The organism is Streptomyces sp. NPDC006174, from assembly GCF_040614075.1.
In the GTDB taxonomy this organism is placed as follows: Bacteria; Actinomycetota; Actinomycetes; order Streptomycetales; family Streptomycetaceae; genus Streptomyces.
The window spans coordinates 1-24,244 of the sequence record NZ_JBEXTJ010000010.1 but is presented as its reverse complement, the minus strand read 5'-3'; the positions used below and the strand labels follow the sequence as shown (position 1 = coordinate 24,244).

Annotated in this window: 20 protein-coding genes, 1 rRNA gene and 2 pseudogenes; 6 read left to right on the top strand and 17 right to left on the bottom strand. The window is 72.6% G+C overall.

The genetic code is table 11. The features are described from left to right. Positions 1–144: 144 nt before the first annotated feature. The 4 genes from ald to ABZ267_RS22705 all read right to left on the bottom strand — a co-directional run bounded on the left by ald (position 145) and on the right by ABZ267_RS22705 (position 6,107). Positions 145–1,260, bottom strand: a complete 1,116-nt coding sequence (gene ald / locus ABZ267_RS22720) for an alanine dehydrogenase (protein ID WP_356754744.1) — start codon at positions 1,258–1,260, stop codon at positions 145–147. Between the two features lie 143 nt (positions 1,261–1,403). After that, positions 1,404–3,548, bottom strand: coding sequence for a tetratricopeptide repeat protein (locus ABZ267_RS22715; RefSeq protein ID WP_356754582.1), 2,145 nt, complete (start codon positions 3,546–3,548; stop codon positions 1,404–1,406). Between the two features lie 186 nt (positions 3,549–3,734). Continuing rightward, a complete protein-coding gene (locus ABZ267_RS22710) occupies positions 3,735–4,361 on the bottom strand; it encodes an NUDIX hydrolase (RefSeq protein ID WP_356754580.1) in 627 nt (208 codons plus the stop codon). Between the two features lie 90 nt (positions 4,362–4,451). Then, complete coding sequence (locus ABZ267_RS22705; protein WP_356754578.1) at positions 4,452–6,107, bottom strand: CTP synthase; 1,656 nt, start codon at positions 6,105–6,107, stop codon at positions 4,452–4,454. A gap of 435 nt (positions 6,108–6,542) precedes the next feature. On the opposite strand from ABZ267_RS22705, the gene ABZ267_RS22700 reads away from it, so the two are divergent. Continuing rightward, the gene (locus ABZ267_RS22700; RefSeq protein WP_356754742.1) at positions 6,543–8,345 is read left to right on the top strand and encodes a glycoside hydrolase family 15 protein; all 1,803 of its coding nucleotides are present in this window, start codon (positions 6,543–6,545) and stop codon (positions 8,343–8,345) included. A gap of 62 nt (positions 8,346–8,407) precedes the next feature. On the opposite strand, the gene ABZ267_RS22695 is transcribed toward ABZ267_RS22700, so the two are convergent. After that, positions 8,408–9,217, bottom strand: coding sequence for an aminotransferase class IV family protein (locus ABZ267_RS22695; protein ID WP_356754576.1), 810 nt, complete (start codon positions 9,215–9,217; stop codon positions 8,408–8,410). Positions 9,218–9,285: 68 nt separating this feature from the next. On the opposite strand from ABZ267_RS22695, the gene ABZ267_RS22690 reads away from it, so the two are divergent. Continuing rightward, positions 9,286–9,633 (top strand): MerR family transcriptional regulator, encoded by a 348-nt coding sequence (locus tag ABZ267_RS22690; protein ID WP_356754575.1) that lies wholly within the window; start codon positions 9,286–9,288, stop codon positions 9,631–9,633. A gap of 46 nt (positions 9,634–9,679) precedes the next feature. On the opposite strand, the pseudogene ABZ267_RS22685 reads toward ABZ267_RS22690, so the two are convergent. Continuing rightward, positions 9,680–10,066 (bottom strand): annotated as a pseudogene (locus ABZ267_RS22685) (arylsulfatase); the annotation flags it as partial. 2 nt (positions 10,067–10,068) lie between these two features. Here ABZ267_RS22685 and ABZ267_RS22680 point away from each other — a divergent pair. Beyond that, positions 10,069–10,191, top strand: a pseudogene (locus ABZ267_RS22680) (TauD/TfdA family dioxygenase); the annotation flags it as partial. A 117-nt stretch (positions 10,192–10,308) separates the two neighbouring features. Next, positions 10,309–11,934: a PucR family transcriptional regulator gene (locus tag ABZ267_RS22675; protein WP_356754573.1), complete on the top strand. Its 1,626-nt coding sequence runs from the start codon at positions 10,309–10,311 to the stop codon at positions 11,932–11,934. Here ABZ267_RS22675 and ABZ267_RS22670 read toward each other — a convergent pair. From ABZ267_RS22670 to ABZ267_RS22645, 6 genes are all read right to left on the bottom strand, one after another. After that, positions 11,931–13,022, bottom strand: a complete 1,092-nt coding sequence (locus ABZ267_RS22670; RefSeq protein ID WP_356754571.1) for a glycosyltransferase family 4 protein — start codon at positions 13,020–13,022, stop codon at positions 11,931–11,933. The two genes, ABZ267_RS22675 and ABZ267_RS22670, sit on opposite strands and share 4 nt — an antisense overlap. 196 nt (positions 13,023–13,218) lie before the next feature. Beyond that, positions 13,219–13,866: a hypothetical protein gene (locus ABZ267_RS22665; RefSeq protein ID WP_356754569.1), complete on the bottom strand. Its 648-nt coding sequence runs from the start codon at positions 13,864–13,866 to the stop codon at positions 13,219–13,221. A gap of 181 nt (positions 13,867–14,047) precedes the next feature. Beyond that, on the bottom strand, positions 14,048–15,793 hold the full coding sequence (gene recN / locus ABZ267_RS22660) for a DNA repair protein RecN (RefSeq protein ID WP_356754567.1): 1,746 nt from the start codon (positions 15,791–15,793) through the stop codon (positions 14,048–14,050). A gap of 104 nt (positions 15,794–15,897) precedes the next feature. Then, the gene (locus ABZ267_RS22655) at positions 15,898–16,803 is read right to left on the bottom strand and encodes an NAD kinase (protein ID WP_356754565.1); all 906 of its coding nucleotides are present in this window, start codon (positions 16,801–16,803) and stop codon (positions 15,898–15,900) included. Then, the gene (locus ABZ267_RS22650; RefSeq protein ID WP_356754563.1) at positions 16,800–17,615 is read right to left on the bottom strand and encodes a TlyA family RNA methyltransferase; all 816 of its coding nucleotides are present in this window, start codon (positions 17,613–17,615) and stop codon (positions 16,800–16,802) included. Before ABZ267_RS22650 ends, ABZ267_RS22655 begins: the two co-directional genes overlap by 4 nt. A 7-nt stretch (positions 17,616–17,622) precedes the next feature. Beyond that, complete coding sequence (locus ABZ267_RS22645) at positions 17,623–17,991, bottom strand: hypothetical protein (protein WP_356754561.1); 369 nt, start codon at positions 17,989–17,991, stop codon at positions 17,623–17,625. A 42-nt stretch (positions 17,992–18,033) separates the two neighbouring features. On the opposite strand from ABZ267_RS22645, the gene ABZ267_RS22640 reads away from it, so the two are divergent. Beyond that, positions 18,034–18,381, top strand: coding sequence for an SCP2 sterol-binding domain-containing protein (locus tag ABZ267_RS22640; RefSeq protein ID WP_356754559.1), 348 nt, complete (start codon positions 18,034–18,036; stop codon positions 18,379–18,381). A gap of 66 nt (positions 18,382–18,447) precedes the next feature. Here ABZ267_RS22640 and ABZ267_RS22635 read toward each other — a convergent pair whose 3' ends face one another. Both ABZ267_RS22635 and ABZ267_RS22630 read right to left on the bottom strand, forming a co-directional pair. Further along, a complete protein-coding gene (locus ABZ267_RS22635) occupies positions 18,448–19,248 on the bottom strand; it encodes an ABC transporter ATP-binding protein (protein WP_356754557.1) in 801 nt (266 codons plus the stop codon). Between the two features lie 124 nt (positions 19,249–19,372). Beyond that, positions 19,373–20,413: an HAD-IIA family hydrolase gene (locus tag ABZ267_RS22630; protein WP_356754555.1), complete on the bottom strand. Its 1,041-nt coding sequence runs from the start codon at positions 20,411–20,413 to the stop codon at positions 19,373–19,375. A gap of 71 nt (positions 20,414–20,484) precedes the next feature. Between ABZ267_RS22630 and ABZ267_RS22625 the strand changes: the two genes are divergently transcribed. Further along, positions 20,485–21,762, top strand: a complete 1,278-nt coding sequence (locus tag ABZ267_RS22625) for a DUF1015 domain-containing protein (protein ID WP_356754553.1) — start codon at positions 20,485–20,487, stop codon at positions 21,760–21,762. Between the two features lie 73 nt (positions 21,763–21,835). Here ABZ267_RS22625 and ABZ267_RS22620 read toward each other — a convergent pair whose 3' ends face one another. The 3 genes from ABZ267_RS22620 to rrf form a co-directional block, all read right to left on the bottom strand. Next, entirely contained in the window at positions 21,836–22,582 is a 747-nt protein-coding gene (locus ABZ267_RS22620) for a tetratricopeptide repeat protein (protein WP_356754552.1), read from the bottom strand. Continuing rightward, positions 22,579–23,817, bottom strand: a complete 1,239-nt coding sequence (locus tag ABZ267_RS22615; RefSeq protein WP_356899723.1) for a hypothetical protein — start codon at positions 23,815–23,817, stop codon at positions 22,579–22,581. Before ABZ267_RS22615 ends, ABZ267_RS22620 begins: the two co-directional genes overlap by 4 nt. A 335-nt stretch (positions 23,818–24,152) precedes the next feature. Next, positions 24,153–24,244 (bottom strand): 5S ribosomal RNA (rrf, locus tag ABZ267_RS22610); the annotation flags it as partial.

The window sequence follows — 24,244 nt, the reverse complement described above, 5'->3', positions numbered from 1 at the left end:
CATTTCGCCGCAGCACGAAACGGGTAAAGGGTTACGTTCGAGGCGAGTTGCGCAAGGGCCTCAGAGGCCCCGATACGCGTCCGACCGGACCTTGCTCGGCAAGGTCCGGCCGGAGTTGCGATGTTGACGGGAGGTGTTGACCCGTCAGCCGAGGAGGGTGCTCAGCTCGACGTGCGGGAGACCGTGCGCCTCGGCCACCTCGCGGTAAACCACCTGGCCCTCATGGGTGTTGAGGCCCTTGGCCAGGGCGGCGTCACGGCGCAGGGCGTCGGCCCAGCCACGGTTGGCCAGCTCCACGATGTACGGGAGCGTGGCGTTGGTGAGCGCGTAGGTGGAGGTGTTCGGGACCGCGCCGGGCATGTTGGCGACGCAGTAGAAGACCGATCCGTGGACCTGGAAGGTCGGCTCGGCGTGCGTGGTCGGGTGCGAGTCCTCGAAGCAGCCGCCCTGGTCGATCGCAATGTCGACAAGAACACTTCCGGGCTTCATCTTGGCGACGAGCTCGTTGGTGACCAGTTTCGGCGCCTTGGCTCCGGGGATCAGGACGGCGCCGATGACGAGGTCGGCCTCGACGACGGCCTTCTCCAGCTCGAAGGCGTTGGAGACGACGGTCTGCACCTTGGTGCCGAAGATCTTGTCGGCCTCGCGCAGCTTGTTGATGTCGCGGTCGAGCAGCGTGACGTGGAAGCCGAGGCCCACGGCGATCTGCGTGGCGTTCCAGCCGGAGACACCGCCGCCGATGACGACGGCACGGCCGGCGTGGGTGCCGGGGACGCCGCCGGGGAGCACGCCGCGGCCGCCGACCGAGCGCATCAGGTGGTACGCGCCGACCTGCGGGGCGAGGCGGCCCGCGACCTCGGACATCGGCGCGAGCAGCGGCAGCGCGCGGCCCGCGGTCTCGACCGTCTCGTAGGCGATGGCGGTGGTGCCGGAGGCCAGCAGCGCGTCGGTGCACTCGCGGGAGGCGGCGAGGTGCAGGTAGGTGAAGAGGGTCTGGTCCTTGCGGAGGCGGTGGTACTCCTCGGCGACCGGCTCCTTGACCTTGAGCAGCAGGTCGGCGGTGGCCCAGACCTCGTCGGCGGTGTCCAGGATCCGCGCGCCGGCGGCGACGTACTCCTGGTCCGGGATGGACGAGCCGACGCCGGCGTTCCGCTCGATGACGACCTGGTGGCCGTGGCGGACGAGCTCATGCACTCCGGCGGGGGTGATCGCCACCCGGAACTCGTTGTTCTTGACTTCGCGGGGGATGCCGACCTTCACGTCGATCACGGTCCTTGGCTCGGAGGGTAATCCGGGCACGACAGAACAGACCCGGACATACACAGCATAAATGGAGACGCCACGAACGAGCGCGGCAGAGCCAGTCTAATGAAGGACTTCGCGCTGTCTAGCCTTACAAAGCATTAACTTTCTGTCGAAGCACTGCGGATTTCGTAGGCAGGACCCTCCTCACCCAGCAATCTGTCGGCGGCGGCCCGGTGCAGCCGGGCCGCCGCCGGATCGCCGAGCCGGTCCAGGGTGTCGGCCAGCCGGAGCTGGAGCGCCGCCTGAAGCCGCACGTCATCGGCGCGACGGGCCAGCTCGGCCGCCTCCCGGCAGGTGTGCAGCGCCTCCTGCGGCCGCCCGGCGTACTCCTGCACCCGCGCCGCCTCGCTGAGCGCCCGCGCCTGGGCCGCCAGGTCGCCGAGCCTGCGATGGCCGGCCGCGGCGGCCCGCCAGTTCCGCAGCGCCTCGCCGTACCGCCCGGCGTAGCTGTGGACCGCGCCGAGCCGTCCGTAGAGCCGCGCCTCGTCGGCCCGCTCGCCTTGCGTGAGGCGCTGGGCGAGCGCGCGGCCGTACCAGTCCGAGGCCCGGTGGTAGTCGCCGAGCTCGGCGTACGTACCGCCTACGGATTCCATCGCGCGGCCCGTCGCGTACAGGTCACCGGCGGCCCGTCCGGCGTCCAGCGCGGCCCGGTAGCGGGTCAGGGCGTCGCGGGTGCGGCCGGTGCGGGCGTCCAGGTCCGCCAGGTTCAGCAGGGCCGCCGCCTGCTCGCGGGGCAGGTCGCGACGTTCGGCCACGTCCAGGACCAGGCCGTGCAGCCCGTACAGCTCAGGGGCGGCGGCCTCGGTGCCCCGGTGCGCGGCCAGCGCCCGCACCAGGGAGGCGACCAGGCGGCGGGCCAGCGTGTCCAGCTCGCCGTCGGCCACGGCGAGCCGGGCGGAGGCGAGCAGCGCGGGCTGGCGCAGCCGGAGCCAGACGCCCGCCTCCTCGGCGTTCGGGAAGCGCAGGGAGCGCGGCAGCCCGGCGAGCTTGCGGTGGGCGGTGGAGCCCTCCGGTTCGGTGACCGCGCGGCAGGCCTGGAGCCGGCGTACGGTCCGCTCCAGCATCCGGGCGCGGGCCAGCTGGATCTCGGCGGGCCGGTCGAGCTCCTCCAGGAGGGCCCGCAGCATCGGCGCGAGGCAGCCGGGGATGCCGTACTGCGGGTGGGCGGCGCCGTCCGTCCGCACCAGGCCGAGCTTCACGAAGTCGTCCAGGGTCTGCTCGGCGGCCGAGACCGAGCAGCCGGCCAGCGCGGAGGCGGTGTGCGCGTCGGCCAGTCCGGCGGGAGCGAGGGCGAGGAGGCGCAATGTCCGGGCGGCGGCCTGCGGCAGCGAGTCGTGGACGAGGCGGAAGGCGCGGGCCAGCGGACGAGCACCGGTGGGCTGCTGGTCGCCGGAGTCGGGGAAGTCGTGGAGCTGCTTGGTGACGTCGGCGACGGAGGCCATCGGGCGGGTGGCGAGCCAGCCGCCGATCAGGGTGAGCGCGGCGGGCTGTCCTCCGCACTCCTCGGCCAGGCTCTCGGCGGTGCGCGGGTCGACGGTGATGCGGACCTGGCCGATGGCGCGGGCCAGCAGTTGCACGGCCGCGCCCGCCTCCAGGCCGCCGAGGGTGCAGGGCCGGACGTCCGGGATGCCGGTGAGCGGGCCGGTGGCGACGGCGACGACCAGGCAGTCCGGGTTCTCCGGGAGGAGCGGGTCGACCTGTTCGGCGTCGGCCGCGTCGTCCAGGATCAGGACGAGACGGCGTACGGCGAGGGCTTCGCGGACCATTTCGGAGAGCTCGTCCTGATCCGCGCCGGGTGGCACGGCGAGCCCGAGGAGGCCGAGGATCTCGCCGGCCGTGCGCTCGGTGGGGACGGGTTCGCCGCCGGGCTCGGTGAGGCCGACCCGGAGCACGCCGTCCGGGTAGTCGCCGGAGCCCGTACCGCCGACGGCCCACGGCAGCGCGCCCGTCCCGGTCTCCGGTCCCGAGGCGTCGGCCGCGGCGGTGCCCGTACCGGTGAGGACGCCCGCGAGTTCGGCGGCCAGCGCGCTGCGGCCGGAGCCGGGACGGCCGGCGATGAGCAGGACCCTCGCGCGCGGGGTCTTGCGGCCGGCCAGGGTGTCGAGTCCGGCGCGTTCGATGTCGGCCCGCAGGGCCTTCAACTCGCGTTCCCGGCCGAAGAATCGGGGCGGGGCGGCGCCGGACGGCTCCTCGGTCCCCGCGGTCTCGGCCGGGCCGCTGGTGTCCACCGCCTGATCGGTCACGAGCCACGCTCCACTTCGCTGCACGCGGTGCCCGCCGGAACTCCGGTCGGGTGCCTTTCGAGCCTAGTTCAGCGGTGGTGTGGATCACTGCGGAGCCGGGCGGAGCCCGGGAGAACATCCCCCGATCGGATCAGCATTTCTTACGATCGTCCGACCGGAGGAGGAGCCGAAGGAGCGAACGGTCCGTCAGGCGTCGAACGGGCGGGCCGGCCACGGCGCCTCGGCCGGGCGGAGCGAGTCGACGCCGTCGCCCGCGAGGACGGCGGTGAGCGCGAGCGCCCCGACCACCAGGCAGTTGTTGTGCAGGTCTCCGGCGATCACCGAACGCACCAGCTCGGGCAGCGGGATACGGGCCTGCTCCATGTCGGCCTCCTCCTCGGAGACCGCGAACCGCTCGCCCTCCACGTCGGAGAGGCCGCGCGCGAGGAAGATCCGTACGGCCTCGTCGCAGCCGCCGGGCGTGGTGTAGACGTCGGTCAGCACCCGCCAGTCCTCGGCCTTGACGTGCGCCTCCTCGTACAGCTCGCGCTGGGCGGCGTGCAGCGGGTTCTCGCCGGGCACGTCGAGCAGTCCGGCCGGGATCTCCCAGAGCCGCCGGCGGACCGGGTGGCGGTACTGGCGTACGACGAGCACCTGGCCGTCCTCGTCGACCGCGAGGATCGCGACGGAGCCGGGGTGGACCTGGTAGTCACGGCCGTGGACGGAACCGTCGGGCATGACGACCTGGTCGGTGCGGACGCTGGTCTTGTTGCCGGTGAAGGGGGTGACGGTCGCGGTGACCTGCCACTCCTCGGGCGTGTCCTGGATACCCACTGCGTCCTCCCACGTACCACGTACAAAACGAGAAACCGGGGCACGCATCCGTCAAGGATCCGTACCCCGGCCAACCGTAATGCCTCGGGACTACTCGCCGGCGCCGACCTTGCGCGCGACGGCCGCCTTCACCAGGCCCGCGAAGAGCGGGTGCGGACGGGTCGGGCGGGAGCGGAGCTCCGGGTGGGCCTGGGTGGCGACGAGGTAGGGGTGGACCTCGCGCGGGTACTCGACGTACTCGACGAGCTTGTTGTCCGGGGAGGTGCCGGAGAAGACCAGTCCGGCCTTCTTCTCCAGCTCACCGCGGTAGGCGTTGTTGACCTCGTAGCGGTGGCGGTGGCGCTCCTCGACGTACGGCTCACCGGCGTACGCCTCGCGTACGACGGAGCCCTCGGCGAGCTTGGCCGGGTAGAGGCCGAGCCGCATGGTGCCGCCGAGGTCGCCGGCGCCCTCGACGTAGGCGAGCTGCTCCTCCATGGTCGAGATGACCGGGTGGGAGGTGGCGGCGTCGAACTCGGTGGAGTTGGCGTCGGGGATCTCGGCCAGCGAGCGGGCCGCCTCGATCACGATGCACTGCAGGCCCAGGCAGAGGCCGAGCAGCGGGACCTTGTTCTCGCGGGCGTGGCGGATGGCGCCGACCTTGCCGTCGACACCGCGCTCGCCGAAGCCGCCGGGGATGCAGATCGCGTCGACGTCACCCAGCTGCTCGGCGGCACCGGCGGCGGTGCGGCAGTCGTCGGAGGTGACCCACTTGACCGTGACCCGGGCCTTGTTGGCGAAGCCGCCGGCGCGGATGGCCTCGATGACCGAGAGGTAGGCGTCGGGCAGGTCGATGTACTTGCCGACCAGGGCGACGGTGACCTCGTGGTCGGGGTTGTGGACGCGGTCCAGGAGGTCGTCCCAGGTGGTCCAGTCGACGTCGCGGAAGGGCAGGTCCAGCTTGCGGACGACATAGGCGTCCAGGCCCTCGGTGTGCAGCACCTTGGGAATGTCGTAGATCGACTTGGCGTCGATCGCGGCGACGACGGCGGCCTCGTCGACGTCGCACATCAGCGAGATCTTGCGCTTGATGGACGTCGGGACCTCACGGTCGGCGCGCAGCACGATGGCGTCCGGCTGGATACCGATGTTGCGCAGCGCGGCCACCGAGTGCTGGGTCGGCTTGGTCTTCAGCTCGCCGGAGGGGCCGATGTAGGGCAGCAGCGAGATGTGCACGACGAAGACGTTGTCGCGGCCGACCTCGTGGCGGACCTGGCGGACGGTCTCCAGGAACGGCAGCGACTCGATGTCGCCGACCGTGCCGCCGACCTCGGTGATGACGACGTCCACGTCGTCGGTGGCCATGCGGCGGATGCGGTGCTTGATCTCGTTGGTGATGTGCGGGATCACCTGGACGGTGTCGCCGAGGTACTCGCCGCGCCGCTCCTTGGCGATGACCTGCGAGTACACCTGGCCGGTCGTCACGTTGGCGGAGCCGTCGAGGTCCACGTCTAGGAAGCGCTCGTAGTGGCCGATGTCCAGGTCGGTCTCGGCGCCGTCGTTGGTGACGAACACCTCACCGTGCTGGAACGGGTTCATCGTCCCCGGGTCGACGTTGAGATACGGGTCCAGCTTCTGCATCGTGACCCGGAGGCCACGCGCCTTGAGCAGGGCACCCAGGCTGGAGGCAGTCAGACCCTTGCCGAGGGAGGAGGCGACACCCCCGGTGACGAAGATGTGCTTGGTCGTCGTGGATGAGGGCTGCATAGCCAAAGGGGGCTCCCGTGGTCGCGGTTGTGAGGTGCGTACCGGCCGCCGAACCGGGGATTCCGGGGTGCCGTCGCTGCGGTTCGGGGGCCTCGTCCGCTGTCGGATACGACCACCGGTCCACGGGCTACCAGGGTAACAGCGACGAGGGGAGGCTGCTTCCGGCCACACCCTGCACAGGGGCGTCACACCATCACCGCCATCGTTTCACTCCCCACCCGATCAGCTCAGAGATGTTGCGGGGACCGTCGCGCGGATCTTCGTACCGCGTCGTATCCTGCTCGGACACTCGCTGCCGAGACGGCCGGACGGCGGCACCTGAGGCCCGCTCAACCGGTACGGGACTCGTCGGTTCCACTACGACCCCCCTGAAACCCTCCCTCCCCCAGTAAGCGCCCCGGACGGGGCGACATGGCCGTTCGACTGGAGACGCACGTGGCCGGGCGCATCGAGGATTACGCACTCATCGGAGACATGCAGACCGCTGCCCTGGTCTGCCGGGACGGCACGGCCGACTGGCTGTGCCTGCCCCGCTTCGATTCGCACGCCGTCTTCGCGGGACTGCTGGGCACCGAGGAGCACGGCTTCTGGCGTCTGAGTCCGGCGAGGCCGGAAGGGACCGAGCCGCTGTCGGCGGACCGGCGCCGCTACCGCGGTGACTCCCTCATCCTGGAATCGGAGTGGGACACGCCACGCGGCACCGTACGCGTGACCGATTTCATGCCTCCGCGTGACGGGGCGCCGCAGCTCATCCGGATCGTGGAGGGCGTCAGCGGCCGGGTGCCGATGCGCTCCGAGCTGCGGATGCGGTTCAGCTACGGCCGGGTGACGCCGTGGGTGCACAAGGTGGACGGCCGTACGGTCGCCGTCGCCGGGCCGGACTCCGTCTGGCTGGACACCCAGGTCGACACCTACGGCGAGAACCTCACCACCTACTCCGACTTCACCGTCGGCCCCGGCGACCGGGTGGCGTTCACGATCAGCTGGCAGCCCTCGCACCGCGAGCCGCCCGCGCTTCCCGACCCGGAAGGGTCGCTGGAGGCGACGGAGCTGTTCTGGCGCGAATGGGTCGATCAGTGTACGTACCACGGGCCTTACCGGGAGGCGGTCGTCCGCTCTCTCATCACGCTCAAGGCCCTGACGTACGCGCCGACCGGCGGCATCGTCGCCGCGCCGACCACCTCGCTGCCCGAGGAGATCGGAGGCGTACGGAACTGGGACTACCGCTACACCTGGCTGCGCGACGCCGCGATCACCCTCTCCTCGCTGCTGCGCACCGGCTACCGCGAGGAGGCCCGCGCCTGGCGCGAGTGGCTGCTGCGGGCGGTGGCCGGCGACCCGGAGAACCTGCAGATCATGTATGGCATCGCCGGCGAGCGCGAGCTCGGCGAGGCGGAGCTGGACTGGCTGCCGGGCTACGAGAACTCCGGCCCGGTCCGCGTCGGCAACGGCGCCGCCAACCAGCTCCAGCTGGACGTCTACGGCGAGGTCACCGAGGCGCTCCACCTGGCGCACATGACCGGCCTGACCCGCAACGACTACGCGATGGGCCTCCAGCTCAAGCTGATCGAGTACCTGGAGAAGCACTGGGAGGAGCCGGACGAGGGCATCTGGGAGGTGCGCGGTCCGCGCCGCCACTTCGTGCACTCCAAGGTGATGGCGTGGGTCGCGGTCGACCGGACGATCAAGCTGGTCGAGTCCGGCGACGTCGACGGGCCGCTGGAGCGGTGGTACGAGCTCCGCGACGACATCCACCGGGACGTCTGCGAGCGCGGTTACGACAAGGAGCGCAACACCTTCACGCAGTCCTACGGCTCGAAGGAGCTGGACGCCTCGCTGCTGCTCATCCCGCAGATGGGCTTCCTGCCGCCGGACGACAAGCGGGTCATCGGCACGATCGAGGCGATCCAGCGGGAGCTGTCCACGGAGGACGGCTTCATCCTGCGCTACCCGACCGAGGGCGACGACGCGGGCGTCGACGGTCTCGAAGGCGACGAGGGCGCGTTCCTGGCCTGCTCGTTCTGGATGGCCGACGACCTCGCGATGATCGGCCGGGTCGACGAGGCCCGCCAGCTCTTCGAGAAGCTGCTGGCGCTCCGCAACGACCTGGGCCTGCTGGCCGAGGAGTGGGACTCCAACCTCCAGCGCCAGGTCGGCAACTTCCCGCAGGCGTTCAGCCACGTGCCGCTGATCGACACGGCGCTGCGGCTGACGGCGAGCGGGGCGTACGTGGGCTGAGGCCCGCTCCGTCCTGACGGTGGCCGCCCCGGTTTCCTCCGGGGCGGCCACCGTGCGTTTCCTCAGGGTGCGGTGAGGGGTTCGGCCTCGTACGCCCGGTGCAACGCCTCCAGGAACCGGGGTGCGGCGGGCAGTTCGGCGGGGCCGATGCGGTGGACGGGGATGCCCGGCGACCAGGAGTTCATGACGGCCGCGCCGGCGAGGGCCGGCAGGTCGGCGGGGGTGACCGGGGCGACGCGCTGGCCGATGCCGAGCGCGTCCAGCCGCCGGCGGACGATGCCCAGCGTCGTACCGGTCAGGATCCGGGCCTCGGGCCAGACCACCGAATCGCCGTCCCAGAACACCAGGTTCCAGATCGTCGCCTCGCTGAACCGGCCCTCGTGGTCCAGGAAGGCGGCATCGTCGAACCCCTCGGCGGCGGCCTGCCGGAGCAGGTGCGTCTTGGCCACCTCACCGACGTGCTTGACGTGCGGCAGGAACCGCTCGTGTTCGACGGCCGCCAGGGCGAGCGGGCCATCGGGGCCGGAGGACGGCGGTCCGGTCCGTATCAGCAGGGTCAGGTCGCCGTCGGCGGCGGTGAACTCGCCGGCCGTGGCGGAGACCGTGGCCGTCAGCGAGAGGTCGGCGGCCGGTGCGGCGGCGAGAGCGGTACGGAGGTGGGCGCGGACCACGTCCTCGGGCAGGGCCCGGCCGAACAGCTCCACCGACGCGGACCGCAGCCGCGCCAGGTGGAGGTCCAGGCCGCGGACCCGGCCGTCGCGGATCTGCGTCGCGGTGAAGTGGGCGTGGCCCGCGAAGGCGAGAGGCGTGAGGTCGTCGGTGGTCGCCGGGCGGCCGTCGATGTGCACGAGGTGCGGGGAATCTTCGCTCATGGGTGGGACGTTAGGGCTTGACACCGGTGACAAGGTCAAGCGCCGACGGGCGCGGAGAGCGGGGGCGTGTGCTGATCGGGGAGCTGTCACGGCGGACGGGCGTCAGCGCGCGGTCGTTGCGGTACTACGAGGCGCAGGGACTGCTGGAGGCGCGGCGCGGGACGAACGGCTACCGCGCCTACGACGAGGGCGCGGTCGCCTCCGTAGGTAAGATCCGTGCGCTGCTGCGGGCCGGGCTCTCCACCGAGGTGATCCGTCAGGTGCTGCCGTGCGCCCGGGGCGAGCAGCCGGGGTTCGACTGGTGTGCGGAGCTGCGGGCGATCCTGGACGGGGAGCTGGCGGACCTGGACGAGCAGATCGAGGCGTTGCGGCGGAGCCGGGGTGCGCTGGTGGGGTTGCTGAAGGTTCGGGGATGAGCCGTACGGCCCCGGGAGCGGGTGCCCCGGGGCCGTACGGGTCGGTCTATTCGAAGGCCGCTGCCGCCTGTTCGAGTGCGGTGGCGACCGCCCCCGGTGAGTCGGGGCCGGGTGCGCCGGGGGTGTAGGTGACCGAGCGCAGGATGCCGCCGTAGCGGAAGGAGCGGTGGCGTTCGAACAGGGGCCGGGAGACCGGTGACTTGCGGTCGATGAGCTGGTGGACGCTGGGCGGCGTGGTCCGTGCCTCGCCGTCGACGTTGACCGTGAACGACCAGCGCAGGCCCTTCTCCGCCTCGGCGGTGAGAGCGATGACATGTTCGCCGGGCGCGAGCGGGCCCGCGTCGGTCTCGTGGAGGACGCCGTACTCGTTGTACGCGAGGTGGAGCCGGCCGTCCTCGACGTAGAGGCTGTAGCCGCCGCCTTGGTCGCCGTGGCCGCGTCAACATCGACGGCGACGTGCCGGTGGGCGTGGACGGCCGCTCCTCCACGCTGATCTCGCCCAAGGAGGTGCCGGACCCGTCCTTCGGCATCGCGTCCGGAGCCTCCACCGCCGCCTGACCCCGCGGTCTCCACGCCTCCCCTGCCATGCGCACCCCGCGCCCCGGGCGGTAGCGTCCTGAACAGGACGACCGCCCGGGGTACGGGCGCGGAACAAGGCGAAAGCAGGCCGGGTACGTGGAGAGCCACAGCGGAATCACCGTGCAGCGGGCGCTGGAGCTGCCGGGGCTGCGTGCGGGCCTCCCGGAGGTGGTGGCAGGCGCGGACCGGCTGAGCCGTACGGTGCGCTGGGTGCACGCGGGCGAGGTCCCGAACATCGCCTCGCTCCTCAAGGGCGGCGAACTGCTCCTCACCACCGGCCTCGGCCTCGGCACCCGGCCCGCCGAGCAGCGCGCGTTCGTCCGCCGCCTCGCCGACCGTGGCATCGCCGCGCTGGTGGTGGAGCTCGGCCCGCGCTTCAGCCGGCTGCCCGCCTCCATCGTGGACGCGGCCCGCGCGGCCGGGCTGCCGCTGGTGCAGCTCCACCGCGAGGTGCCGTTCGTCGCGGTGACCGAGGAGGTGCACACCGAGATCGTCAACGGCCACTACGCGCTGCTCCAGCAGGCGGAGGAGGTGCACCGGCGCGCCACCCGGGCGCTGCTGGACGGTGGCGGCGTGCCGCAGGTGCTCGGCATCCTCGCCGACTTCACCGCCAATCCGGTCTTCCTGGAGACGCCGGACGGCCAGCTCCTGTACGCGGCGTCCACGGGCACGGGTCCGGTGGGCGCGGACCCGCTCCAGGTCTGGGAGGGGATGCGCGGCGACCGGGCGGCCCGGGAGTCGCCGCCGACCGGCGCGCTGCTGGTGGATGTGCCGGGCGGCGGTCCGGACACCGGCGCGGTACGGGCCCGGCTGGTGCTGCTCGCCGTCGCGGGCCCGCTGGCGACCGTGCACCGGATGGCGGCGGAGCGGGCGGCGGGCCTCCTCGCGGTGGTCCTGATGCAGGCCCGGCAGGAGGAGGAGCTGGCGGCCCGGGGCCGGGGCGACTTCCTCACCGATCTCGCGGAGGGCCGGATCACTCCGGAGGACGCTCCGGCCCAGGCCCGGGTGCTCGGCTTCCGGCCCGGCGACACGCCACTCCTCCCGGTCGTGATGCGCCTGGCACCCGAGCTGTCCCCGTCGGGCAACTGGGCGCTGCTGGCCCGCGCGGTGCTGGAGGAGCTGGCCTCGGTAGGCGTGCCGGTGCTGCTGGGCGTACGGCCGGTGGAGGGGCGGGTTCCGCTGCTGCTCGGGCTGCGGTCGGAGGGCGAGCGGACGGCGGTCGCGGACCGGGTGGCGGCGGCGCTGCGGGCGGGCGTGGCGCGGGCCGGCCTCGACCGGGCCGGGTCGCAGCCGCCGGTGGTCGTGGCCGGCGTCGCCGGAAGCTGGGCCGGAGCGGGCGCGGGGCTGCGGCACGCCTCGGAGACGGCGACGGCGGCGCAGGGTCTTGACGACCGGCCGTGGTACGACGCGCGGCGGCTCGACATCGACCTGCTGCTGTGGCGACTGCGGGACCACCCGGACCTCGCGGCGTTCGTGAACCGGGCGATCGGTCCGCTGCGCGAGCACGACCGTACCTCGCGCCCGCCGCTGCTGCCGACGCTCCAGGCGTATCTGGCGCACGCGGGCCGGAAGGCGGAGACCGCGCGCGAGCTGCACCTGAACCGCCAGACGCTCTACAACCGGCTGGCCCGGATCGGCGAGCTGCTCGGCACGGACCTGGACGACCCGCAGACGGTCCTGGCCCTCAGCCTGGCGCTCCGGGCCCGCCGCCACACCAGCTAGGAACGTGAAGCGGGCGGCTGCGCCAACTCGTCGTACACTCTGAGCACATGGGCGATGGTGTCGTCCTCGGTGGGCCAGCCCGCCGCCTGCGCCCGCCCGGCCTCGGCCAGCCGCGCGCACCGCTCCGGATCACCCAACAGCCGTACGACCGCCTCCGCCAGCGCCTCCGCATTGCCGAACGGCACCAACTCAGCCGCTTCACCGACCAGTTCGAGTACACCACCGACCTCGGTCGCCACCAGCGGCACGCCCAGCCGCAACGCCTCCTGCGCCAGCAGCGAGCGGCCCTCCCAGCGGCTGGGCAGCACGGCCAGATCGGCGGCGGCGATCAACTCACCGACATCCTCCCGGCACCCGAGCAGCCGTACCGGCAACTCCTCGTCCCGGATCCGCTGTTGCAAGGCCTCCCGCTCGCGCCCCTCCCCCGCGATGACGAGCAGAGGTACGGGGTCGAGTCCGCGCCAGATGCGGGCCGCGTACAGCAAGGTGCCGAAGCCGTGGTGCGGGACGAGGCTGCCGGCGGCCATCAGCAACGGCCGCTCGACCGCGCCGAGTTCGGCCCGCGCCTTGCCGTCGTGCAGGCCGCTCGCCCGTCGCGGGACCGGCGCGGCGACCGGGGCGAGCCGCGCGTCCCGGGCGCCTCGGACCCGCGCCAGGTCCACCAGGCCGGACGAAGGAGCGAGGACAACGGCCGCCGCCCGTACGGCTCTTCGCTCCAGCAGGTGCAGGATCTGGCGGCGGGCACCTTCGGCGTACCGGCGGGTGTGCCAGGTCAGCACCAAGGGCACGGTCCGGCCGCTCAGCGCGAAGGCGGTGCGGGAGGCGGCGTGCAGCCCATGGGCGTGGACCACGTCGGCGCCGGTGCAGGCGGCGCGGAGTGCGGCGACGGCGGCCGGGTCGCTGCGGCGGGGCACCGGCAGGAAGCGGGCTCCGGTCGCCGTGAAGTCGTAGGCGCGGTCCACGGCGGACGGGGCGCAGACCGTGACCTGCACTCCGCGCGCCACCAGCCCCGCGGCGAGCGAACTGACGTGCGCGCTGCTGCCCGCACTGCCGCCGCCCAGGACTTGGACCGTACGCAGCTGTGACACGTTGATTGGCTCCCGGGGTCCCGGAGTCGGCGGTAGGTACAGCGCCAAGGATGCCAGTCCGTACGCGCGTTCCGGGACCGCCGGAACGTTGCTGCTGGCCACGCGGCGACAACCGGCCACACGGCACCACTCCCACGAGTGCATACAGAGGCGCGAGGTTGCCACCATCGACACCCTCGAGCCGCCGCCGTACGCGCTACCTGGCCCCCGCAGCGCGCCTCAGCACCACCGAGGCGCGGCGAGCGAGCCCGCTGATCCGCTCCCCGTTCGCCACGGCCGCCACCAGCCCGGCGGCCAGGACGACCCGCCCCGTACGACCTCCGTGACGTCCACCGGGCCCGGCCAAGGCCAGCCCCAGCGCCGCCCCGAGCCCATGGGCCCCGGTGTCTCCGAGCATGGTGCGTTCTCCCAGGTCGGCCGGGGCGAGCACGGTCGCGGCAGCAGCTCCCGGCATCCCGGCCACCGCTCCCACCACCGCCACGGAAGCGACCGCCGCTCCCGGCCCCACATCCACCAGGTTCACCAGATGAGCGGTGCCGGCGATCACCACACCGCTCAGCACCCCGTCCACCGCCCGCTCCTCGATCAGCAGCCCGGCCAGCACCCCCGCCGCCCCGATCCCGAAGAGCTTCACGGCCCCGCTGGTCACCTCACCGCCGCGCAGCGCTCCCAGATGCGCCCGGAACCCCCGCCGCGGGTCACCGGCCCCCACCAGGTCGTCGTACGCACCGCAGCCCCCGGCAACCAGCACCGCCAGCACTCCGGCCGCCCGCTCCCGGACCGGCCCCGGAGCGGCGGCGATCCCGGCGGCTCCACCGAGGACGGCCGCCGGCCCGGCGTACAAGGTGACGGCCCGGCCCGCGTGGTCGGTCCGCGACCAGGCGGCGTCCGTACGACGGCGTACCCGCCCGCACCGACGAGACCTGCGACAACGACGGCCCTGCTCACGTTCGTACCCATGCAGGCAGCGTAGATACGCGGACGGGGCCGGACAGGGACACCCCTGTCCGGCCCCGTACCCGTCGTCACCCGTCCTTGCGCGCCGTCGCCAGCAGCTCCTCGGCATGGGCGCGTGCCGTCTCGGAGTCCTCCTGGCCCGCCAGCATCCGGGACAGCTCCCGGACCCGGTCCTCGCCTTCCAGGACCGTGACCCCGCTCCGGGTCACCGAACCGTCCACGGTCTTCTCCACCAGCAGCTGCCGGTCGGCGAAGGCCGCGACCTGCGGAAGGTGGGTCACGACGACCACCTGCGCGGACCGGGCGAGCTTGGCCAGGCGGCGCCCGACCTCGACCGCCGCCTTGCCGCCGACGCCCGCGTCGACCTCGTCGAAGAGGTACGTGGGCACCGGGTCGGAGCCCGCGAAGACGACCTCCACCGCGAGCATCACCCGGGACAGCTCACCGCCCGACGCGCCCTTGGCGATCGGCCGGGGCTGGGCGCCGGGGTGCGGGGCGAGCAGCAGTTCGACCTCGTCCGCGCCCGAAGGGCCGTAGACGACGCTCCGTCCGCCGATGTCGATGCCGGACGCCTCGTCCGCCGCCTCGGTCTGCCGGATGGCGAAGGAGACCCGGGCGTGCGGCATGGCGAGCGAGGCCAGCTCCTCGGTCACCGCCTCCGCGAACCGGGCGGCCGCCTCCGTACGCGCATCGGTCAACGCCTGTCCCAGCACGGACAGTTCGGCCCGCAGTGCGTCACGCTCCGCCGCCAGCTCGCCGATCCGCTCGTCGTCGCCCTCCAGCTCGGTGAGCCGGCCCGCGCCTTCCTGCGCCCAGGCGAGCACGGCCGCGATGTCCTCACCGTACTTACGGGTCAGCGTGGTCAGCGCGGCCCGGCGCTCCTCCACGGCGGCCAGCCGCAGCGGATCGGCCTCCAGCTGGTCGGCGTACCCGGCCAGCTCGCCGGAGACGTCCGCGATCAGGATGGAGATCTCACCGATCCGGTCCGCCAGCGCGGCCAGCGCCGGATCGTGGGCCCGGACCGCGTCCAGGGACTGCCCGGCGGCGGCGACCACCGTCGTGGCGTCGACGCCCTCCGGATCCTCGGGGTTCCCCGCCAGCGCGGTGTGCGCGAGCGAGGCGGCGGAGGCGAGCGCCTCCGCGTGTCCGAGCCGCTCCGCCTCGGCGGCCAGCTCGACGTCCTCACCGGGCAACGGCTCGACGGCGGCGACCTCGTTCAACCCGAACCGCAGCAGATCCGCCTCCTGGGCCCGCTCCCGGGCCCGGGTGGTCAGCTCCTCGAGCCCGGCGGCGACGGCGCGCAGCCGACGGTAGGCCGCCGCGTACTTCGCGTGCGGGACCTCCACGCCGTCCCCGGCGTACCGGTCCAGCGCACCGCGCTGCCGTGCGGGCTTGAGCAGGCCCTGCTGGTCGGTCTGGCCGTGCACGGCGACCAGCTCGTCCGCCAGCTCGGTGAGGACCCCGACCGGCACGGATCTGCCGCCGAGATGAGCCCGTGAGCGTCCTTCCGCCGAAACGGTACGGCTGATGAGCAGCGCACCGTCGTCGAGTTCCGCACCTGCCTCCTCGGCCCGCAGCGCCGCCGCGTCGCCGTCGGACACCGTGATCCTGCCCTCGACGACCGCGGCCTTGGCCCCGACCCGCACGAGAGCGGGGTCAGCGCGTCCGCCGAGCAGCAGCCCGAGGCTCGTGACGACCATGGTCTTGCCCGCGCCGGTCTCACCCGTCACCGCGGTGAAACCGGGTGACAGCTCCACCACCGCGTCGTCGATGACTCCGAGCGACCGTATCCGCATCTCCTCCAGCACGGACACGACCTTACGAGGTTCCGAGGCGGACGCGCGACGGCCCCCGCTCCCGGATTCACTCTCCCGAGCGTTCCCAGGGTCGCGGAGGCCGTCGAAGACCGCCGGGCCGGTCAGTGCGGCACGCCCCGCCACCCCGACACCGGCAGCGCGAACTTCGCCACCAGCCGGTCGGTGAACGAGGCCTGGTGCAGCCGCGCCAGCCGTACGGGCACGGCACCGCGCCGCACCTCGACCCGCGCGCCGGCCGGCAGCTCCACGGTCCGCCGCCCGTCGCACCACAGCACGCCGTGCGGCGTGTGCGGCTGGACCTCGACGGCGAGCACCGAGGTCGGCGAGGTCACCAGCGGCTTGGCGAACAGCGCGTGGGCGCTGATCGGGACCATCAGCAGCGCCTCCACCTCCGGCCAGACCACCGGCCCGCCCGCCGAGAAGGCGTACGCCGTCGAACCGGTCGGCGTCGCACAGACGATCCCGTCGCAGCCGAACCCGGTGACGGGCCGCCCGTCGATCTCCAGGACCACTTCGAGCATCCGCTCCGGCGACACCTTCTGCACGGCCGCCTCGTTGAGCGCCCAGTCGGTGTGGACGATGTCACCGTTCGCGTGCACGAGGACATCGATCGTCATGCGCTCCTCGACCTCGTAGTCACGGGTGACGACCCGCGAGACCACCTTGTCGAGGTCGTCGCGCTCGGCCTCGGCGAGGAAGCCGACGCGCCCGAGGTTGACGCCGAGCATCGGTACGCCGGAGGCGCGGGAGAACTCCGCGCCGCGCAGCAGCGTCCCGTCACCGCCGAGGACGATCAGCAGCTCGCAGCCGTCCACGGCCGCAGGTGAGGTGTCGGTGACCGTCTCCACGGCCTCCGGGAGCGGCAGATCGGCCGCCTCGGTCGCCAGGACCCGCACGCCGAGCCCGTTGCGCAGCAGCCCTTGGACGACGAGCTCCGCGCTGCGGATCGCGGCCGGGCGGCCGGTGTGCGCCAAAAGAAAGACTGTTCGTGCCGCATTCGTCGTCAACGAGGCCCCTCCGCCACTGCACGGTCGACATCCGCGGGATCCAGCTCAGGTGCACCGGCCCGCAGCCACAGAAAGTACTCGACGTTCCCGGAAGGCCCCGGCAACGGACTGGCCGTCACCCCGCGCACACCGAGCCCGAGCGCCCAGGCCCGGCGCGCCACTTCCCGTACGGCTTCGGCGCGCAGCTCCTCACTCCGCACCACGCCACCGCTGCCGAGCCGCTCCTTGCCGACCTCGAACTGCGGCTTGACCATGAGGACCAGGTCCGCGTCGGGCGCGGCGCAGCGGGCGAGGGCGGGCAGGACGAGGCCGAGCGGAATGAAGGACAGATCCCCGACCACCAGGTCGACCGCCTCCCCGTCGATGGCGTCCAACGTCAACTCCCGTACGTTGGTACGGTCCTTGACGACGACCCGTTCATCGGACTGCAGCGACCAGGCGAGCTGCCCGTACCCGACGTCCACGGCGACGACCTGCCGGGCTCCGGCGCGCAGCAGCACATCGGTGAACCCGCCGGTCGACGCACCCGCGTCCAGCGCCCGCCGCCCTTCGACGGCCAGCCCGAGCGGCACGAAGGCGGCGAGCGCGCCGGCCAGCTTGTGGCCGCCGCGCGAGACGTACTCGGGGTCGTCCTCGTCCTTGGTCACGACGATCGCGGCGGCGGTCTCGACCTGGGTGGCGGGTTTGGTCGCGGTGGTCCGTCCGACGGTGACCCGCCCAGCGGCGATCAGCTGGCTCGCGTGCTCGCGCGAGCGGGCGAGCTTGCGGCGTACCAGCTCGGCGTCGAGGCGGCGACGTGCCACTCCTGCCACGTTCGGTTCAGCTCCTGTGGTCGTGCGTGTTGACGTACGCGGGTGTGGGTCCGGGCCTGGGCGGCCCGGGTGCGGGGGCCGGACGCGGGTCCCCGGCCGGACGGGCGTCCAGCGAGGTCAGCGCGTCCTTGAGCCCGCGGTGTACATCCTCGTACACCTCGGTGTGCCCGTCCGCCGGGAGGTGGTCCGCGTCCGCCAGACGCTCCAGGAGGGCGTCGACCTCGGCCCGGCCGGTGGCGGTGCGCGTCACGCCCAGGGGCGCGGGCTCGGCGGGCTCGAAGGAGGGCGCACCGCCCGTCGGCCCCTGCTCCGGTGTCTCCGGCTCCTCGGGCGCGCCCACGGGCGGCGCCTCCGCGTCCGGCATCCAGTCGCTCATGCCGAAACGCTACCGCGACGGGCCGGTGTACCGTCGAGCACGATGGCGACCATGGCGGAGTGCCGCAGCGCACTGAGAAAACTTTCCGACAACCTGGCGGCGGCCGACGGCGACGTACGCGGCGCGGCCGCGCTCGACCGCTCGCTGAGCTGTCACATCAAGGACCTCGACAGCACGTTCACCGGCCGGCTGGCCGATGGCCGGATCCAGGTCCAGGACACGGTCGAGGGCCCGCCACGCGAGAAGGCGGAGATCCGGCTCGCGATGACGAGCGACGACCTGGTCGCGCTGGTCGACGGCGACCTGAACTTCGCGAAAGCCTGGGCCTCGGGCCGCGTACGCCTGGAGGCCGGCTTCAGGGACCTGCTGAAGCTGCGATCACTGCTGTAGGCGGCACATTCGAGCCCGTCCGGCGACTGAGGACAAAGCGCCCGCCCAGGGCGCCCCGCACTCTCCTCAGGCAGCCATCTTCCGCGCCTTCCGAGCCGCCGGCACAACGAGCGGCGTCCCGGTCTCCGGATCATCGATCACCTGACACCGCATCCCGAACACCCGCTCCACCAAAGCCGCGTCCACCACATCGGACGGCGCCCCCTCCGCGACGATCTCCCCGTTCCGCATCGCGATCAGGTGCGTGGCATACCGCGCGGCATGGTTCAGATCGTGCAGGACGGCGACCAGCGTCCGGCCCCGCGTCTCGTGCAGCTCCGCACACAGGTCGAGCACATCGATCTGGTGCTGGATGTCCAGGTACGTCGTCGGCTCGTCCAGCAGCAGCAAAGGCGTCTGCTGGGCCAGGGCCATGGCGATCCAGACCCGCTGCCGCTGACCGCCGGAGAGCTCGTCGACGTACCGCTCGGCAAGTTCGGCCACTCCGGTCGACTCCATGGACTCCTGGACGACTCGCTCGTCCTCCGGCGACCACTGCCGCAGCAGCCCCTGGTGAGGGTAGCGGCCACGGGCCACGAGGTCGGCGACGGTGATGCCGTCCGGGGCGATGGAGGACTGCGGCAGCAGCCCCAGCGTGCGGGCGACCTTCTTCGCGGGCAGCTGGTGGATGACCTGCCCGTCCAGCAGCACCTGCCCGCGGCTCGGCTTCAGCATCCGCGCGAGCGAGCGCAACAGGGTCGATTTGCCGCAGGCGTTGGGCCCGACGATCACCGTGAAGGAGTTGTCGGGTATCTCCACCGAGAGATCCTCGGCGATGACCCGCTGGTCGTAGCCGAGGGTCACCGATTCTGCGGTGAGGCGCTGCATGGTCGTACTCCCGGAGTCGGAGGGTGTCCGGTGGATCGGAGCCGGACGGACCTCCGACCAGCACGAAGTTAGGTTAACCTACCTTCGCACTGCCGCTCCGGGGCCAGGCGGCCCGGCCACAGCGCTACAGCCCGAGCGCCGAGACGGCCTTCCCGGTGTCCAGCCCGAACGACCCGCTCCCCGCGAACGTCCACGCCGCACCGCAGAGCGTCCGCAGCCCGTCCAGCGGATCCCCTTCACCGTCCAGGACCAGCTCCTTCCCGTCCCGTACGACCGCGCTCCACCCGCCGCACCGGAACACCTCGCCCTCCACCGTCACCTCGGGCTGCCCGGCCGGCAGCCCCCGCAGGTCCCGGTCCACGTACGTCGGCCGGTGCCGGGGCTCCGCGGCGAGGAGCTGCGCCGCGTCCGTCACGCCGGTCAGCACCAGCAGCGAGTCCACACCTCCGTTGAACGCGCCCTCGATGTCCGTGTCCAGCCGGTCCCCGACGACCAGCGGCCGCTTCGCCCCGGTCCGCAGCACGGTCTCGCGGTGCATCGGCGGCAACGGCTTGCCGGCCACCTGCGGTTCGGCGCCGGTGGCGATCCGTACGACCTCCACGGCGGCGCCGTTGCCGGGCGCGATGCCACGGGCGCCGGGAATGGTCAGGTCGGTGTTGGACGCGTACCACGGCAGCCCGCGCGCCACGGCGTAACTCGCCTCCGCGAACCGTCCCCACGCCAGATCCGGCCCGCCGTACCCCTGTACCACGGCCACCGGCTCGTCGTCCGCCGACTCCACCGGTACCAGCCCGCGCTCCCGCAGCGCGACCCGCAGCCCATCGCCGCCGACTACCAGCACCCGGGATCCGGCGGGCAGCTGGTCGGCCATCAGCCGGGCCACCGCCTGGGCCGAGGTGATCACATCGGCGGCCTCGGCGGGCACGCCCAGCTCGGTCAGGTGCTCCGCCACCGCGTCCGGCGTGCGCAGGGCGTTGTTGGTGACGTACGCGAGGTGCATCCCGCCGTCCCGCGCGGTACGCAGCGACTCGACGGCGTGGACGATCGCCTCGCCGCCCGCGTACACCACGCCGTCCAGGTCGAGGAGAGCCGTGTCGTACGCCTCGCTCAGCGCCGTACTGCTCCCGGCGGGCCGATCCCTGTCGTGCTGCTGGCTCTGGCTCATATGGCTCTGCTCCTCTTTCCCATCTCTCCCCCGATCATCGCGTATGCCTCGTGCACACATACGATGCTCAAATGAACACTTCAGGCCCGGACGAGCAGGGGCTGCGACTGATCCCGTTCCGCGGACTGCGATACGTCCCCGAGCAGGTCGGCAGCCTGGCCGCGGTGACCTCGCCGCCGTACGACGTGGTCGTCCGGCCCGACGGTCTGCATCACCTGGAATCGGCGGACCCGCACAACATCGTGCGCCTCATCCTCCCTCAGGCCGACACCGCCGAGGACCGGCACCGGCAGGCGGCGGAGACACTGGAGCGGTGGCTGGCCGACGGCGTGATCGCGCCGGACCCGGAGCCCGCGCTGTACGTCTACGAGCAGCGCAACGACGCGATCCTCCAGCGCGGCCTGATCGGCGCCCTGGCGCTCTCGCCGGCCGCCGACGGGATCGTGCTGCCGCACGAGGACGTCATGGACGACATCGTCGCGGACCGCGCCGAGTTGATGCGCACGATGCAGGCCCACCTGGAGCCGCTGTTGCTGACCTACCGCAGCGACGGGGCCCGGAAAGGCGCCGCGGCGGCCATCGAGCGCACGGCCGAGCGGCCACCACTGCTGGCCACCACGACGGAGGACGGGTTCCACCACCGCCTCTGGGCCGTCACGGATCCGGCCGAGCGCACCGAGATCGAGACGGATCTCGCCCGCCACCAGGCGCTGATCGCCGACGGCCACCACCGCTGGGCCACCTACCTCCGGCTCCAGCGGGAACAGACCGCGCCGGGCCCCTGGGACTTCGGCCTCGTCCTCCTCGTCGACACGGCCCACCACCCGCTCCAGGTCCGCGCGATCCACCGCCTCCTGCGCGGCCTGCCGGTGTCCCGGGCGCTCGAAGGACTCTCGGGCCTCTTCCGAGTCCGTACGGTGGAGGGCCCGCTGCCTCGCGCGCTCGACGCTCTGGCCGGCGCGGCGGCGGAGGGCAACGCGTTCCTGCTCACCGGCGACGGCGGCTTCCACCTCGTGGACCGCCCGGACCCGGCCCTGTTGGTCCGCACGATCCGGACGGACCGGCCAGAGGCGTGGCGCACACTGGACGCCACGGTCCTCCACTCGGCGCTGCTCGACGAGGTCTGGCGGATCCCCGACGCTCCGGAGCACATCGGCTACATCCACGACACCGAGGCCGCCGTCGAACAGGCCGAACGCCTGGGCGCCACGGCGGTGCTCATGCATCCGGTACGCGAAGAGGTCGTCCGGGACCTGGCCAGGCAGGGCGTCACCATGCCCCGTAAGTCGACATCCTTCGGCCCGAAGCCGGCGACGGGCCTGGTCATGCGCAGCCTGACCATCGACTGAGAAGGCGGCCGGACATGCGAAAGGGGCGGGATCCTGAGGGATCCCGCCCCTTTCCTGTGCCGCCTGTCAGCGACTAGACGTTGTCGGCCCCGTCGCCACGGCGGTCCGCGCCGGCGTCCCGCTCATCGGCCTCATCGGCATCCTCGTCCGCGTCGTCCGCGTCGTCCTCGGCGGACCGCACGACCTCGACGACGTCGTGGTCACCGAGGGCGTCGACGAACTCCACTCCGTCCAGCTCGGCCAGCCGGTCCGACGCGTCGGTCGAACCGTCCTTGTCGGCCTCCAGGGCCTTGCCGAACCACTCGCGGGCCTCGTCCTCGCGCCCGGCCTCCAGCAGTGCGTCCGCGTAGGCGTAACGCAGCCGCGGCGTCCACGGCTGGATGGAGTTGGAGGCGAGCTCGGGGCTCTGGAGCGTGACGATGGCGGCATCGATCTGCCCCATGTCCCGACGGGCCCCGGCGGCCACCAGGCGCATCTCGACCTGGCCGGCCTTGTCCAGCTTCTGCACCTCGGGCTCACCGGCCATGGCCATCGCCCGCTCGGGCCGGCCGAGACCCCGCTCGCAGTCCGCCATGACGGGCCACAGCTCCACGGACCCGGTCATCCGCCGGGCCGCCCGGAACTCGGCGAGCGCCTCCGCGTACTTCTGCGTCGCGTAGGCCGCGAATCCGGCCGCCTCCCGCACGGCAGCGACACGCGAGGCCAGCCGCAGGGCGATACGGGCGTACGCGTACGCCTCCTCCGGGTCCTCATCGATCAGCCGGGCCACCATGACGAGGTTGCGTGCGACATCCTCGGCCAGGGTCTTCGGCAGGCTCATGAGCTCCTGGCGTACGTCCTTGTCGATCTCGTCACCGGTGACGTCGTCGGGGATGGGCAGCCGCTTGATCGGCTCACGGTCCCTGTCCCGGTCGCGGTCGTCACGCCCACGGAATCCGCCACGGTCGTCACGCTGCCCGCCGCGGTAACCACCACGGTCCCCGCCACGGTCGCGGTCGTCCCGACGGAAGCCACCGCCGGAGCCACCGCCACGGTTGTCGTCACGCCGGAAGCCACCACCACTGGGCCGGTCGTCGTCGCGACGGGGCCCACGCGGCCGGTCATCACGTCGCTCGAACCCACCACCGCTGGGACGACCACCACGGCTGTCATCGCGCTGCTGACCACCGCGGTAACCACCACGGTCGTCATCACGACGAGGTCCACGGTCACGGTCACGGTCCCGGTCGTCACGGCGGAAGCCACCACCAGGGCCACCGCCACGGTTGTCGTCACGCCGGAAGCCACCACCAGAGCCACCGCCACGGTTGTCGTCACGCCGGAAGCCACCACCAGAGCCACCGCCACGGTTGTCGTCACGCCGGAAGCCACCGCCGCTGGGGCGGTCGTCGTCGCGACGGGGCCCACGCGGCCGGTCATCACGTCGCTCGAACCCACCACCGCTGGGACGACCACCACGGTCATCGTCCCGACGGAAGCCGCCACTACGGTTGTCATCCCGGCGGAAGCCACCACCGGAGCCTCCGCCACGGTTGTCATCGCGGCGGAAGTTACCGCCGGAGCCACCGCCACGGTTGTCGTCACGCCGGAAGCCACCGCCGCTGGGGCGGTCGTCGTCGCGACGGGGCCCACGCGGCCGGTCATCACGTCGCTCGAACCCACCACCGCTGGGACGACCACCACGGTCATCGTCCCGACGGAAGCCGCCACTACGGTTGTCATCCCGGCGGAAGCCACCACCGGCCTTTCCGCCACGGTCGTCACGGGGGAAGCCGCCGCCGCTGGGGCGGTCGTCGTCGCGACGGGGCCCACGCGGCCGATCGTCACGTCGCTCGAACCCACCACCGCTGGGACGACCACCACGGTCATCGTCCCGACGGAACCCGCCACCGGAACCGCCTCCGCGGTTGTCATCGCGACGGAATCCGCCGCCGGAGCCGCCGCTACGGTTGTCATCCCGGCGGAACCCGCCGCCTGATCCACCGCCACGGTTGTCGTCACGCCGGAATCCGCCACCGGAGCCACCGCCACGGTTGTCATCACGGCGCGGTCCACGATCGCGGTCGCGGTCCCGGTCGTCACGGCCACGGAAGCCGCCACCGGTCGGCCGGCTGTCGTCGCGGCGCGGGCCGCGGTCGTTGTCACGGCGAGGCGCTGCGGAACCGGACCGGTCGTCACGACCACCGCGGAAACCGCCCCGGTCACCACCGTCCCGGCGACGCGGCTCGCGCTCCGGACGATCGTCGGGAGAGTTGGTGGACATGGGTGTGACTCCTGTCTTCGGGTACCACAGACATTCTCGCGCAGCCGACCGTCCGACGCGCTTCGACAAAAACAAAAGGACCCCTGGTCCCAGCGTGAACGCTGGGACCAGGGGTCCTTGAAAGATTGTTCGGCGGCGTCCTACTCTCCCACAGGGTCCCCCCTGCAGTACCATCGGCGCTGAAAGGCTTAGCTTCCGGGTTCGGAATGTAACCGGGCG